16 protein-coding genes and 1 pseudogene are annotated in these 13832 nt (G+C 67.2%); 1 reads left to right on the top strand and 16 read right to left on the bottom strand.

Going from position 1 to position 13832, the window contains the following annotated elements:
- Positions 1-25 precede the first annotated feature (25 nt).
- From pyrH to rpsB, 3 genes are all read right to left on the bottom strand, one after another.
- Positions 26-784, bottom strand: a complete 759-nt coding sequence (gene pyrH / locus TFU_RS03390) for a UMP kinase (RefSeq protein WP_011291125.1) — start codon at positions 782-784, stop codon at positions 26-28.
- A gap of 136 nt (positions 785-920) precedes the next feature.
- Complete coding sequence (gene tsf / locus TFU_RS03385) at positions 921-1757, bottom strand: translation elongation factor Ts (protein WP_011291124.1); 837 nt, start codon at positions 1755-1757, stop codon at positions 921-923.
- A gap of 53 nt (positions 1758-1810) precedes the next feature.
- Entirely contained in the window at positions 1811-2689 is an 879-nt protein-coding gene (rpsB, locus tag TFU_RS03380; protein WP_011291123.1) for a 30S ribosomal protein S2, read from the bottom strand.
- Between the two features lie 289 nt (positions 2690-2978).
- Between rpsB and TFU_RS15725 the strand changes: the two are divergent.
- Positions 2979-3368, top strand: a pseudogene (locus TFU_RS15725) (peptidoglycan DD-metalloendopeptidase family protein); the annotation flags it as partial.
- 114 nt (positions 3369-3482) lie between these two features.
- Here the strand turns inward: TFU_RS15725 and TFU_RS03370 are convergent.
- The 13 genes from TFU_RS03370 to rpsP all read right to left on the bottom strand — a co-directional run bounded on the left by TFU_RS03370 (position 3483) and on the right by rpsP (position 13754).
- Complete coding sequence (locus TFU_RS03370; RefSeq protein WP_011291121.1) at positions 3483-4394, bottom strand: tyrosine recombinase XerC; 912 nt, start codon at positions 4392-4394, stop codon at positions 3483-3485.
- Positions 4395-4465: 71 nt separating this feature from the next.
- Entirely contained in the window at positions 4466-4840 is a 375-nt protein-coding gene (locus TFU_RS03365) for a RidA family protein (RefSeq protein ID WP_011291120.1), read from the bottom strand.
- A gap of 226 nt (positions 4841-5066) precedes the next feature.
- Positions 5067-5780, bottom strand: a complete 714-nt coding sequence (locus TFU_RS03360; RefSeq protein ID WP_011291119.1) for a hypothetical protein — start codon at positions 5778-5780, stop codon at positions 5067-5069.
- Between the two features lie 158 nt (positions 5781-5938).
- Positions 5939-7123: a DNA-processing protein DprA gene (dprA, locus tag TFU_RS03355; protein ID WP_011291118.1), complete on the bottom strand. Its 1185-nt coding sequence runs from the start codon at positions 7121-7123 to the stop codon at positions 5939-5941.
- Entirely contained in the window at positions 7120-8664 is a 1545-nt protein-coding gene (locus tag TFU_RS03350) for a YifB family Mg chelatase-like AAA ATPase (protein WP_011291117.1), read from the bottom strand. Before TFU_RS03350 ends, dprA begins: the two co-directional genes overlap by 4 nt.
- Positions 8665-8666: 2 nt before the next feature.
- Entirely contained in the window at positions 8667-9041 is a 375-nt protein-coding gene (locus TFU_RS03345; RefSeq protein ID WP_011291116.1) for a YraN family protein, read from the bottom strand.
- A 293-nt stretch (positions 9042-9334) separates the two neighbouring features.
- Positions 9335-9658 (bottom strand): DUF2469 domain-containing protein, encoded by a 324-nt coding sequence (locus tag TFU_RS03340; RefSeq protein WP_011291115.1) that lies wholly within the window; start codon positions 9656-9658, stop codon positions 9335-9337.
- A 145-nt stretch (positions 9659-9803) separates the two neighbouring features.
- Positions 9804-10634 carry a signal peptidase I gene (gene lepB, locus TFU_RS03335; protein WP_370492426.1) on the bottom strand — a complete coding sequence of 277 codons (831 nt, stop codon included), beginning with the start codon at positions 10632-10634 and terminating at the stop codon, positions 9804-9806.
- Between the two features lie 284 nt (positions 10635-10918).
- Entirely contained in the window at positions 10919-11263 is a 345-nt protein-coding gene (gene rplS, locus TFU_RS03330; RefSeq protein WP_011291113.1) for a 50S ribosomal protein L19, read from the bottom strand.
- Between the two features lie 163 nt (positions 11264-11426).
- Positions 11427-12215 (bottom strand): tRNA (guanosine(37)-N1)-methyltransferase TrmD, encoded by a 789-nt coding sequence (gene trmD / locus TFU_RS03325; protein WP_011291112.1) that lies wholly within the window; start codon positions 12213-12215, stop codon positions 11427-11429.
- A gap of 174 nt (positions 12216-12389) precedes the next feature.
- Positions 12390-12902 (bottom strand): ribosome maturation factor RimM, encoded by a 513-nt coding sequence (gene rimM, locus TFU_RS03320; protein WP_011291111.1) that lies wholly within the window; start codon positions 12900-12902, stop codon positions 12390-12392.
- A gap of 167 nt (positions 12903-13069) precedes the next feature.
- The gene (locus TFU_RS03315; protein WP_011291110.1) at positions 13070-13312 is read right to left on the bottom strand and encodes an RNA-binding protein; all 243 of its coding nucleotides are present in this window, start codon (positions 13310-13312) and stop codon (positions 13070-13072) included.
- A 1-nt stretch (position 13313) separates the two neighbouring features.
- Positions 13314-13754 carry a 30S ribosomal protein S16 gene (gene rpsP, locus TFU_RS03310; RefSeq protein WP_011291109.1) on the bottom strand — a complete coding sequence of 147 codons (441 nt, stop codon included), beginning with the start codon at positions 13752-13754 and terminating at the stop codon, positions 13314-13316.
- Positions 13755-13832 lie beyond the last annotated feature (78 nt).

Below are 13832 nucleotides of genomic sequence, written 5' to 3'. Positions count from 1 at the left end.
GTAATACGAGGACTGGGCAGACCTGTCAGACATCCGGGGGACACACGATCGTGCCGATCTTCTCCCCCTGCACCGCGCGGAGGATATTGCCCTTGCCCATGAGGTCAAAGACCACGATCGGCAGACCGTTGTCCATGCAGAGACTCACCGCTGTGGCATCCATGACCTTCAATCCGCGGGTGAGCACTTCGTTGTAGTCAAGACGGTCGAATCGGACCGCCGCAGGGTTCTTGCGCGGATCAGAGTCGTAGACGCCGTCGACCTGGGTGCCCTTGAGCACGGCCTGCGCGCCAATCTCCAACGCCCGCTGTGCGGCGGCGGTGTCAGTGGAGAAGAAGGGCGCTCCAAGTCCCGCCCCGAAAATAACGACGCGGCCCTTCTCCAAGTGTCGGATCGCGCGACGCGGGATGTAAGCCTCGGCGACCTGGCTCATGTGGATCGCGGTCTGGACCCGAGTCTCAATCCCCAGCCGCTCCAAGAAGTCCTGGAGCGCGAGACAGTTGATCACGGTGCCCAGCATGCCCATGTAGTCGGCACGGCTGCGTTCCATACCGCCCTGGGACAGTTCGGCACCTCGGAACATGTTGCCGCCGCCGATGACGACAGCTACCTGAATGCCCTTGGCGACAGCTTCAGCGATCGCTTGGGCGATATAGCCGACAACCTTGGGAGAGATGCCCAGTTGTTCTTCGCCTGCGAACGCCTCCCCCGACAGCTTGAGCACCACGCGCTTCCATCCACCGTCGCGCCTGGCCACACTGTGCTGTCCCTCGTTGTCCGGCACGGAGATCGGCCCCCTTCTGGTTCCCCGGTGGTTGTGCTGCGCGAACCCGCTGGGTTTCCAGGAGGCTCACACACCGTCCAGATTTGATGGAGGTGCCGGAGAAATTCATCCCGGCACCTCCATCATCGCAGAAGCTTTAGGCCTGACCGACCTTGAAGCGGACAAAGCGGCGCACGGTTACGCCCGCTTCGTCGACAACCTGCTGGATTGTCTTCTTGTTGTCCTTGACGAACGGCTGACCGAGCAGCGTCGCGTCCTTGAAGAAGCCGTTGAGCCGGCCCTCCACGATCTTGGGCAGTGCCTGCTCCGGCTTGCCCTCCTCGCGCGCGGTGGCCTTGGCGATACGGCGCTCGTTCTCGACGACGTCGGCCGGCACGTCGTCCCGGCTGATGTACTTCGGCGCCAGCGCGGCGATCTGCTGCGCCAGGTCCTTGGCGACCTCGGCGTTCGGCTTGTCCAGCTCGACCAGCACACCGAGCGTGGGCGGCAGGTCAGGGTCGGACTTGTGCATGTAGCTGGCCACGTAGGCGCCCTCGACCTTGGCAAAGCGCCGGAGCTCGATCTTCTCCCCGATGACCGCGCTGAGCTCCTCGATCACCTGGGAGACCGTCTTGCCGTCGGCGTAGTCGGCGCTGAGCAGCGACGGCACGTCGCTCGGGCTGGTGCGCGCCACGAACCCGGCCAGCTCGGCGGCGAGTTCCTGGAACTTGTCGTTCTTCGCGACAAAGTCGGTCTCGCAGTTCAGCTCCAGCAGCACGGCGGAGGTGTCGCCGTCCTGGGCCAGCGCGATCAGACCGTTGGCCGCAGTACGCTCGGCGCGCTTGCCGACGTCCTTGGCGCCCTTGATCCGCAGGGCCTCGATCGCCTTGTCGAAGTCGCCGCCGGACTCCTCCAGGGCCTTCTTGCAGGCCATCATGCCAGCGCCAGTCAGCTCGCGCAGCCTCTTCACATCGGCGGCGGTGTAGTTCGCCATAGCTTCGTTTCTCTATCCGCTAGGTGTGGATCGGGAAAGGACTGTGGAGGATCCTAGGCTTCCTCGCCGCTCCCGGCTTCTTTTTTTTCCTCCGGGGCCTGGGCCTTCTCTTCCTTAGCCGGAGCCTCAGCGGCGGGAGTCGCTTCCTCGCCCGCAGCCTCGGTCTTGCCTTCCAGGAGCTCGCGTTCCCACTCGGCCAGCGGCTCCCCAGCGCCCTTCTCCGAACCCGGGGCACCGCCGGAGCGGATCATCAGACCCTCGGCGACAGCGTCCGCGACCACGCGGGTCAGCAGGCTGACGCTGCGGATCGCGTCGTCGTTGCCCGGAATCGGGTAGTCGACCTCGTCCGGGTCGCAGTTGGTGTCGAGGATCGCCACCACCGGGATGTTGAGCTTGCGGGCCTCGCTGATCGCGATGTGCTCCTTCTTGGTGTCCACGATCCACACCGCGCTCGGCACGCGGTTCATGTCGCGGATACCGCCCAGGGTGCGCTCCAGCTTCTCCTTCTCCCGGCGCAGCCCGAGGAGCTCCTTCTTCGTCAGGCCGGAGGAAGCGACGTCGTCGAAGTCGATCTCCTCCAGCTCCTTGAGGCGCTGCAGGCGCTTGTGCACGGTGGAGAAGTTGGTGAGCATGCCGCCCAGCCAGCGCTGGTTCACATACGGCATGCCGACGCGGCGCGCCTGCTCGTAGATGGCTTCCTGAGCCTGCTTCTTGGTACCGACGAACAGGATGGTGCCGCCGTGCGCGACCGTCTCCTTGACAAACTCGTAGGCGCGGTCGATGTAGGACAGCGACTTCTGCAGGTCGATGATGTAGATGCCGTTGCGCTCAGTGAAGATGAAGCGCTTCATCTTCGGGTTCCAGCGCCGGGTCTGGTGCCCGAAGTGAACGCCGCTCTCCAGCAACTGGCGAATGGTCACCACTGTGGCCATGAGCTTCGGCCCTTTCTTGTGCGGCGGACATGCCGTCCGCCTCCGGTTACTCCTGACGCCCCGACCGGACCGCCGCGCCACCCTGAGGTAGGACACGGACCGTAAGTCCGATCCCTCCACCTAGGGGAGGTTAAAGGACGTGCGTGATAGGCGGCCCGTGAACGGGCCACTTAACGGATTCTAGCCCTCCGTCGGGCCGGGCGCGTTGCTGCATGGCGCGCCTCCGCGTCTGTCCACAGGCGCGCAGTCCACTGCTCGCCGTCCCGAAACGATCCCCCACGCTGGAGCCATGTCTGTACTGCTCCGCGTGCTCGTGCCCACTGTTCTGCTGCCTCTAGCGGTCGCAGCCGTCCCGGCTCGCCATGCCGCGGCCGACACCGGCCCGTGGACGTGGCCGCTGTCCGGCACCCCCGTAGTGCTGCGAGCCTTCGACCCGCCCGCGCAGCGCTGGCTTGCTGGCCACCGCGGGGTCGACCTCGCCGCGGAGCCGGGGGATCCCGTGCTCGCCGCGGGAGCGGGCCGGGTGGGTTTCGCCGGAACCGTGGGCGGGGTCCCGGTAGTGACCGTCGTCCACGGCACGCTGCGCACCACGTATCTTCCGGTGGCGCCACTCGTCCGCAAAGGTGAGGAAGTCCACGCCGGGCAGCCGATCGGACACCTGGCCGAGCATCCCCGCCACTGCGCTCCGCGGCCCTGCCTGCACTGGGGGCTGCTGCTCGGCCGCGACTACATGGACCCGCTCTCCCTGCTCGGGGAAGCGGCTGTGCGGCTGCTCCCCCTCACCGGCGACCTATCACGCCCGCGGATGGGCCTGCTGGTAGACGCTGGCCAGCCGCCCGATAGAGACGTGCGTGTAGATCTGGGTGCTCGCCAGCGACGCATGGCCGAGGATCTCCTGCACGCTGCGCAGGTCAGCACCCCCGTTGAGCAGATGGGTGGCGGCGCTGTGCCGCAGCCCGTGCGGACCGGTGCGCGCCACCGCCGCGGTGGCGGCGTAGACGTCGCGGCGGGCGGTGCGCTCCCCCAGCCTGCCGCCGCGGGCCCCCAGAAAAAGGGCGCGACCGCTGTGCGCGGTCGCCCACTGGGGGCGGCCGTCCCGCAGCCACCGGTCGACAGCGTCGAGCGCGGGAACCCCGATGGGCACCACTCGTTCCCGGCCGCCTTTGCCGAGCACCCGCAGGGTGTGCCGTTCCCAGTCCACGTCGTCAAGGTCCAGCCCGCACAGTTCCGCAACCCGGATCGCAGTGCTGTAGAGGACTTCCACCACGGCGCTGCGGCGCAGCACGAGCGGTGATTCCTCCCCGTCACGGGCGGCTGCGCACACGCGGGCGGCTTGGTCCTCGTCGAGGACGGCGGGCAGGCGGCGGTGCCGCCGCGGCGTGGCCAGCCGCAGCCCTGGGTCGGTGGCGAGCCGTCCACTGCGGTGCAGGTAGGCGGTGAAGACCCGTGCCGCGGCGGTGCGCCGCGCCATCGTGGCCCGGCTCGCCCCCGCGTCGTGGAGTGTCCCTAGCCAGCCGCGGAGCGTTGCCAGATCGAGGTCCTCCAGGCCGCCTGCGCCCGTGTCCGCGAGATAGTCCAGCAGGCTGCGCACGTCGGTGAGATAGGCGCGCACCGTGTGTGGCGAACAGCCGCGTTCCACGCGCAGATGCCGGTCGAATTCGGCGAGGATGCGCGCGGTGTCCGCTGTCGTGGGAGAGTCGGTCATCACCACCAGCTTTCCGGCTGCACTGCGGGAGGAAACCGGGTCTTCGCCGGTCTGTTGCGCGGCCAGGGGCGTTAGGACGCGGTGTCCGTGGACGGGGCCGGTTGGACCGCCACCGCGTCGATTTCCACCAGGTAGCGGGGATCCACCAGTCCGCTGCTCTCCACCAGGGTTCCCGCGGGGCGGGGTTCGTAGACCAGTTCTTCGTCTAAAACGAGGTGCAGCGCGGGCAAGTCGGCGATGTGGCGCAGATAGTAGGTGAGTTTGACGACGTGGCGCAGGTCCGCGCCGTACGGGGCCAAGGCGGCTTTGAGGTTCGCGAAGACTTGCCGGGTCTGCGCGATCGCATCGCCTTCGGCCACACTGCCGTCCGCAGCCTCGGGCACCTGCCCGGAGACGAAAATCAGCGGTCCTTCGGCGAGCCGGACGGGACTGGAATACCTGCTCACGCTCAGCACCCTACCCACGAGGACGGCGCCAACCGGGGATTCCGTCAGCAGGGCGCCTGTTCTTCGGTGGTGGAGTAAGCCTCGACCGTGGAGAGGGTGCGGCAGCAAAGCCGGAGAACCGCCCGTGGCTGCGCAGGCTGGGCCAGTGGAAAGCCAACGTGCGCGGCACAGCAGCCGCGGTCAGGCGAGGGAATTCTGCCGTGGGAAAGAACACCCGTCGCGTGCCCTATCCCCATCCCGGAATCTGATTGGCGAGGTAGCCGATCACCCCGCCGACCAGCGTCCAGAAAGCAGACACGCCGCGGTCAGCGAAAAGCCGCTCTATGAAGGGAGGGCGTTCCGATCTGGGCACATTGAGGATGACGTCCTCAAGCTTGTTCTTCTCCATGATGGCTATATCAGCCAGAGAGAAAAACGCAAAAATAGCGAGAACAACAGAAAACAGCACGGTCCACTGAGAAGAGCTTAGCTGCTCTTTAAGCAGAGGACTCAACAAGGCGAATACCACGAAGAGCAAGAAATAGAGGAAAATCCTCCACCCGCGCCGGACAACACGAGGAGCACAGATCTCCTTGATCCTTGCCTGCGCCCCTCGAGCTGCCAGCCCAGGCTCGATGACCTCTATCTTTGCCCCTTGGCCCAGCTCGACTCTGACCATGGCCTCACCTGCAGCGGCCTCCATCACCACGCTCTCGAGCCGTTCGGGGAGCTGGTTGCCGAGTTCAGCGAATCCCCCGGGATCGCTGCACCGCACTTCTCCGTTGACGGTGATCTCCAAGTCACCGAATTCATCCAATGTCTTAGCGATAGCTTCCAGGTCATCCCGGTAGATTCTGAGCGGCCCGAGACGTTCGGTCTCTTGGCGTTTTCTGATCTGCTTCCACGACATGACTGAAATTTTGCCATAGGGCAGAACAAAAGCTCCAGAGAATACCTGCATGCCGAGCGCATATCCTCACCTTTCCCGGCTTTTACTCACCCGGCTCCCCTCCCGCTGAGGAAATAACCCGAAGACAGGCCGCTGCGGAATGGCGGAACAACAGGAGAGCAGCACCAGGGGGAGAAAGGTACGCGGAGATTCCTGGCTGCCCCGGTGCGCTATCCGCGGGGCCGACGTGCACCGGGGATTCGTCGCCGCCACCCTGTGGGGGTACGTTCCACATGCCCCGCGGCGGCGAGCAGGCCGAGCTGCCGCAGCGCCGCGTCCGGGCCCAGCCCGCTGGCTGCCGCGATCCGCGCCACGCCCGCGCTGCCCCGCTCCGGCAACGCGCCCAGCACGCGTTGTGCAGTGTCGTCAAGCAGGTCGGCACTCACCTGGACTCCCCCGCTGCTGTCGCCCTCCGCTGCGCCCAGCGGACTGAGCTGTTCCATGACGTCGCGGGCACCGGTCACGCACACCGCCTGGTAGTCGCGGAGCAGGCGGTGGCATCCCGCTGACAGCGCCGAAGTGACCGGTCCGGGCACCGCCATCAGCGTGCGGCCCAGCTCCTGGGCGTGCGCGGCCGTGTTCATCGCCCCGCTGCGCTGCCCGGCCTCGACCACCACCGTTCCCGGGGTGAGCGCGGCAATCAGCCGGTTACGCACCAGGAAAGCGTGACGGGTCGGCGCAGTACCCGGGGGATACTCGCTCACCACCACCCCGTGGTTGACGACCTCCGCGAAAAGCTGCTCGTGCCCTTTCGGATAGGCCAGGTCCACCCCGCACGCTAAGACAGCCACCGTGGCCGCGTCCCCGCTCAGCGCGCCCCGGTGGGCTGCCCCGTCAATGCCGTACGCTCCGCCCGACACCACACACCAGCCGTGGTGGGCCAGTGTCGCAGCCATCTCCACCGCCACGTGGAGCCCGTAGGCGGACGCGGCCCGCGACCCTACGATGGACACCGAGCGCAGGCACGCGTTCCGCAAGTCGTGCGTACCGCGAACCCACAGCGCGTACGGGCGGCGTTCCGCGAGCAAGTCGAGCTGGCTCGGCCACTCGGGATCCCCCGGCACGACCAGGCGGATACCGAGCTCCCCGGCGCGGGTGAGCATCCCATCGACGTCGGTGTCACGGGCGCAGGCCTGCCACCGTTCCCATCGGCGGTAGGCCGTCGTGCTCACCGCCGTGCCGGGCAGCGGGAGCGGTGTTCCTGCACACACCGCCTCCCATGCCTGTGCGGCAGAATACGTGCGCAGCAGCGCGTCAAGCACCGGATCCCCCGGTTCAGCGACTGCGCTCCACCCGGCCCGGGCTGCCGCCTCCCCCGCCGAGCATGCTGCTTGCGGCTGTTCCGCCGGGGTCACTGGGCGCTCCCCGTCCACAAGGCGAGCGCATACCCGACCTCTTCGGCAGTGGGCCGGTCTTTGTCTGCCAGGTCGGCGATCGTCCACGCCAGTTTGAGGACCCGGTCGGCGCCGCGGGCGCTCAACGTGCCCCGGTCCATGGCTTCGCCGAGCACGCGCAGCGCTTCCGGCTGCGGCGGGAAGCGGCGGCGCAGTTCCGTCCCCGGCACTACCGCGTTGCACGACCACGGGGTTCCCTGCAGGCGGGACGCTGCCCGCTCCCGGGCTTGGGCGACCCGCTCGGCAACCATGGCGGAAGACTCCACGAACGCCTGGTCGGCGAGCAGCTCGGCGCGGGACACCGGGTGCAGCTCCACTTTGAGATCGACCCGGTCCAGCAGCGGCCCCGACAGGCGGCCGAGATAGCGGCGACGGGCCGCCGACGGGCACACGCACCGGGGGCCCGACGTGCCGCACGGGCACGGATTCGCCGCCATGACCAGCAGAAAACGGGCGGGAAACCGGGCGGTGGCGGCGGCGCGCGCCACCGTCACCTCCCCGTTCTCCAACGGCTGGCGCAGGCAGTCCAACACTCCCCGGGCGAATTCGGGGGCCTCGTCCAAGAACAGCAGTCCACGATGGGCGAGGCTCACCGCGCCCGGCCGCAGCATGCTGCTGCCGCCGCCGATGATGGCGGCGCGGGTCGCCGTGTGGTGCGGGGCGCAGAACGGCGGCCGGGTGATCAGCGGCTTGTCCGGGGGCAGGCTGCCCGCTACCGAGTGGATCGCGGTGACTTCGAGCGCCTCCTCGCGTTCCAAACGGGGCATGATCGTGGGAATGCGTTCCGCGAGCAGGCTTTTGCCGCTGCCCGGCGGCCCCAGCAGGAAAAGGTTGTGTCCCCCGGCCGCGGCGATCTCCGCTGCTTTGCGGGCCACGGGCTGGCCTAGCACGTCGGCGAGGTCGGGGCGCGGCCCGGCCGTGCCCTCCCGGGACTCTGGTAGGGCACTGGCCTGCTCCTCGGTGTCGGCTGGCTCGGTGGCCTCGACGGGTTCGCCTCGGAGCCACTGGACGACTTCGGCGAGCGACCCCAGGGCGTGGACGTCGGCTTCACCTACTAGCCGGGCCTCCGCTGCGTTGGCCCGCGCCACCACGAACGTGCGGCAGCCGTGCACGGTCTCGGCCAGCACCATGGGGAGGATCCCGTGGATAGGGCGGGTCCGCCCGTCCAGGCTCAACTCCGCCAGGAACACGGTCTTTTGGACCTTTGCTGCGGGGACGACGCCGCTGGCCGCGAGGATCGCCACCGCGATGCTCAAATCGAAGCCGCTGCCGCGTTTCGGCAGGCTGGCGGGGGACAGGCTGACCGTGATGTGGGTTTCCGGCCAGTGCTCGCCGCTGTTGACGATCGCGGCCCTGATCCGGTCGCGGGCCTCCCGTAGCGCGGCATCCGGCAGGCCCACGAGTGTCAGCCCGGGTTTGCCGGTCCCAATGTGGGCTTCAACGTCGATGCCGTAGCCTTCCACCCCGAGCAGGGCTACAGAACGGGTGCGGGCGAGCGCCATCGCTACGCCACCCCCCGCTGGTGGCGGAGGAACCACTGGTTGCCGGGGAGTACGAGGATCCCCACCACGTCCACCCGGATCCGGGCGGAGCAGCCGTGGTCCCGCGCCCAGCGGTATCCCAGAGCGCGCAGCCGGGCGCGTTTCGTCTCGTCCACTGCTTCGAGCGGGGTACCGAAGCGTCTCCCCGCCCGGGTCTTCACTTCCACCACCACGAGAGTGCGGTCCTGGCGGGCGAGAATGTCGATCTCGCCGTCACGGCACCGCCAGTTGCGCTGGAGGACGCGCATCCCGTGCCGGGTCAGATAGCGCGCGGCAAGCTCCTCGCCGCGCTGGCCCAATGTACGGCGTTGGTCCGCCAACCGTGCTCGTGTGCGCACCCGCACCACCTCCCCCAGCTACGGTGGTGGACGAGCACGGGGCGTAGCGTGAGCTTTCTTCAGCTGTGGACAACCGTCACGTACCAGTGACCAGGCGGGGTAGGCGTGCCGTGCGCCGCACAGCCCCGCTGCAGGTCCTCACGGGGTGTCGCCGTTCCCGACCTGGTGAGGGGGTCTTCCCATCATCGGAGCAATTCCGAGGTGATGCGTCCTTGCTGCCTGCCCAGGAGGCCGCACGACGGCGGTCATGTCCACGGTTTCGCGGAAGAGGGGGGGCAACCGCGAACGCCAGCTCAGTCCCCGGGATGGTGCGGCGGGATCTCCAAGTCGGTCTTGGTGATCTCTTCGATGTTGACGTCCTTGAAGGTCACCACCCGGACGTTCTTGACGAACCTGGCCGGCCGATACATGTCCCAAACCCAGGCGTCCCGCATGGTGACCTCAAAGTACATTTCGCCGTTCTCGGCGGAACGCGGCTGCAGGTCCACGTGGTTGGTCAGGTAGAAGCGGCGCTCAGTCTCCACCACGTAGCTGAACAGTCCGACGACGTCCCGGTACTCGCGGTAGAGCTGGAGCTCCATCTCGGCTTCGTATTTTTCCAGGTCCTCAGAACTCATCACACAGCTCGCTTTCGTTGTGCCGTTCCGGTACGGTGACCCGACCCCCTTATCGGTCACGCCGCGGGACGCATATGCCTCATCACTGCGGTGAACGGAAATACACCCACAGCACCATAGTGAGGCACATGTCAACTACCCGCAGCTAGTTCTGGCAATGCCCGTCTGCTCCGCCGCTCCGCCACCTGCGGATCACACCCCGTCCCAGCAGGTGCACGGGGACTGCACCGGCGAGCCCCAGTGCCAAGGGGAGCGCTGCTGCAGCCTGGTCTGCGACTTTGCTGTTCTCGTTGAGCTCAGCGAACGTGTCCGGCGACGAAAGCAGCCCGATGTTCTCCGGCGGCCAGACGATGACGAACGCGTGGCCGACCACCGACTCCTCGGGGATGCTGCCGCCCCCGTTGTCGCTCTGGTGCATACGGGAGTCGTAGGAGATGGCGCGGTGGTCGCCCATCACCCACAGGTGGCCTTCCGGAACCGTGACCGGGCCGAACTCCTGGTGCGTAGCGAGACTGTCCGGGTAGAGGTAGTCCTCGTCCAGCGGCACCCCGTTGACCATGAGCCGGTTCTGCTCATCGCAGCATTCCACGGTGTCGCCGGGCAGACCGATCACCCGTTTGATGTAGTCCTTGCCGGTGGGAGCGGCCCCCATCTGCTGGCCGACCCAGGTGAAGAACCGCGAAATCGGGTTGCCGCCTGAAGGAACGACAACGTCGCTGCCCTCGTCCCAGCTTCCACCGCCGTTGAAGACAATGACGTCGCCGCGCTCGATGTCGCGGAACTGGTAGACCAGCTTGTTCACCAGCACCCGGTCGCCCACCATGAGCGTCTCTTCCATCGACCGGGACGGGATGTGGAAGGGCTGGACTACCCACCTTTGGATGACGAACGCCAACACTAGGGCGATCACGATCAAGATGGGGAGTTCCTTCCAGAAGGATCCCTGGTTCTCTTCGCCCTTCTTTTTCGCGTTCATGGTGTCATCCGAATTCTTTGCGGTGTCGTCGCGCCCTGCGGCTGCCCTTTCGGAAAGCACGTCGGCTCCCCCGTGCGCAGGCACGGGGGAGCCCGGGGTGTCGACCGGATCACCTGCAGCGGGACGGCCGACAGCGTCGTTTGTGTCGTCGTTCCTGGCTGGGCCAGACCGTTCGTCGTTGCTCATCGAATCTGAAGCCTAGCCGAGCGCAACGACTTCCGCCGCTAGCGATGCCGTGACTCGCGGGCACCACCCCGCCGCTGTCGCGGCACCGCACGGACCGACTAGCGGCGCTCGCGGATCCGGGCGGCCTTACCGCGCAGGTTGCGCAGGTAGTAGAGCTTGGCACGGCGGACCCGGCCGCGGGAGACAACCTCGATCTTCTCAATCACCGGGCTGTGCACCGGGAACGTCCGCTCCACGCCCACGGCGTAGCTGATCTTGCGGACGGTAAAGGTCTCGCGGATCCCCGACCCCTGCCGCCGGATCACCACACCCTTGAAGACCTGGATCCGAGTCCGGTTGCCCTCAGTGACCCGAACGTGGACGTTCAGCGTGTCGCCCGGACGGAAGTCGGGCACGTCGGAGCGCAACTGGGCTTTCTCAAGCTCCTGAATGGCGGTGTGCATCTCAGCGGTTCCTCATCGACAGCGCGCCGCGCCGACGGGTTGCGCTCGCGCGGGCGGATTGCTGGGTGGAAATGTCGCCCCTGCTACCCGAGCCCGATCCCTGTGAGGAAACCCTAGGGCTCACGGAACGCCGACACAGATCGGCTGTCAGGGACAACCCTTCCTAGTCTGCCACAGGTTCCGAGGTCTCCTGTAACCCCACCTCTGCAAGGACCTCGCGGTCCCGCTTGTCAAGGCTCTCCGGGTCCAGGCGCCTGATCAGGTCGGGACGGTTGCGGGCGGTCTTACGCAGGGCCTCGTCGCGCCGCCAGCGGTCGATCGCCGCGTGGTGCCCGGACAGCAGTATCGGCGGCACCTCGTGGCCGCGCCAGACCGGAGGCTTAGTGTAGACCGGTCCCTCTACCAGATTGTCCATCGTCCCCGGCGCGAACGAGTCCTGCGTGATGGACTCCACATTGCCGAGGACGCCGGGCAGCAGCCGGGAGATCGCCTCCACGATCACCAGCGTCGCGACCTCGCCCCCGTTGAGCACATAGTCGCCGATGCTGAGCTCCTCGACCGGCATGCGCTGGGCCGCATCCACCGCCACCCGCGCGTCAATACCCTCGTAGCGCCCGCACGCGAAAATCAGCCAAGGCTCCTTCGCCAACCGGACCGCGTCCTGCTGGGTGAAAGGCAGTCCGCTCGGCGTCGGCAGGATCAGCCGGGGAGTCCCCGCGTCCGCGTCAGCGGTGATCTCATCCAGCGCCTCCCCCCACGGCTCCGGTTTCATCACCATGCCGGGCCCGCCCCCGTACGGGGTGTCGTCCACGGTGTGGTGCCGGTCGTAGGTCCACCGCCGCAGGTCGTGGAGGCGCACGTCGATCAGCCCGGAACGGCGTGCCTTGCCGATCAGGGACAGGTCGAGCGGGGTGAAGTAGTCGGGGAAGATCGTGATGATATCGATGCGCATAGGCTCAGGGCGGCCTTTCCGGCTCCCGGGCCGATCCGGTAGCGCGCTGCGGCAGCACACGCGGACCAGGCCCGCATCCTAATCTCTCTCGCCCCCGGCCGGGCTCTGCGTCCCGACACTGCTCCCCGGGCAGCAGACAGCAACGCTCCCCGGCGGAAGGCCCGCAGGGCACGGTCAGCGACCGAGTTCCAGCAGGCCGGGGGGCGGGTCGATGACGACACGGCCTGCCGCGGTGTCGACGTCGGGGACCAGCTCGCGGACGAACGGCACGAGGACCTCCGAGCCTTTCTCCCCGCTGACCACCAGCATGTCCTGGGCGTGGTGCAGGACGTCCACGACTTCTCCGACCGCTTCGCCGTCGACCGTCTCCACCCGCAAGCCGATGAGCTCGTGGTCGTGGAACTCGTCGGGGTCGTCCAACGGGGGCAGCTCGGCAGAGTCCACGACCAGGAAGACGCCGCGCAACTGTTCAGCCGCGGTGCGGTCGGGAACTTCCTCGAAACGCACCAGCAGCCGGTCCTTGTGCCACCGCTGCGCGGTGATCGTCAACGGTCCGACGTCAGCGGGGTCGGTCTCCAGTGCCTTGCCCACCACGAAGCGTTCCTCGGGTGAGTCGGTCCGCACCTCAACGGTCACTTCGCCTTTGACCCCGTGCGGGCGGCCGATTCGTCCAACGACGAGACGCACTCTCTTGTCTCCCGGGCAACGTGTGGTTGCGCGTCACAGCCGATGCCGCAGAACACGCCAGTGGAGGAACAGACGGCAAAGCGAGCGCGCGGACAGAGCAGTCCCCTGTCCTCGCGCTCGCATCACAAGTATGGGGACGCCGCTCGTTCCGGCGTCGTGGGCGCGAGTCAGTGCACCTCGTTCAGGTCGAGCAGGTCGACCCGGACGTACCGGTTGCCTGCCAGAGAACCAATAACGGTCCGCAGCGACTTGGCGGTACGGCCGTTGCGACCAATGACCTTCCCGAGATCGTCAGGGTGGACCCGGACTTCGAGTACCTTGCCCTTACGAATCCTGCGGGACCGCACGTGAACGTCGTCGGGATTCTCTACGATCCCCTTGACGAGGTGCTCAAGCGCCTCTTCCAGCACGTCAGGCCTCGCCCTCGGACTTCTCCGCGGTCTTCTCGGCCGACTTCTCCTCGGCCTTCTTGGACTTTCCGCCCTTGTTCTCGCTGCCCGGCAGGACGAGCTCCTTCAGCACAGCCTGGAAGGCGGCCTCCTGAGCCTCCTTGTCCTTGGGCTCGGCGACCTTGAGCGGCTTGGTCGGTGCGGGCAGCCCTTTGAACTTCTGCCAGTCACCGGTGAGCTTGAGGATGTGCCGCACCGGGTCGGTGGGCTGAGCCCCCACGGACAACCAGTACTGCACCCGCTCGGAGTTCACCTCGATGAGGCTCGGCTCCTCTTTCGGGTGGTACTTGCCGATCTCCTCGATCGCCTTCCCGTCACGCTTGGCACGCGCGTCGGCCACGACGATCCGGTACTGGGGCGTACGGACCTTCCCCATACGCTTGAGCTTGATCTTGACAGCCACTGGTGTGGTCTCTCCCGGTTAAGCGGAAACACCCTGGCCGACACACCGCGTGGGGCTGCGGTGCCGCGTCGGGTGGGA

Origin of the sequence: Thermobifida fusca YX (genome assembly GCF_000012405.1) — a bacterium.
In the GTDB taxonomy this organism is placed as follows: Bacteria; Actinomycetota; Actinomycetes; order Streptosporangiales; family Streptosporangiaceae; genus Thermobifida; species Thermobifida fusca.
This window is presented reverse-complemented; position numbering and strand designations above follow the sequence as displayed.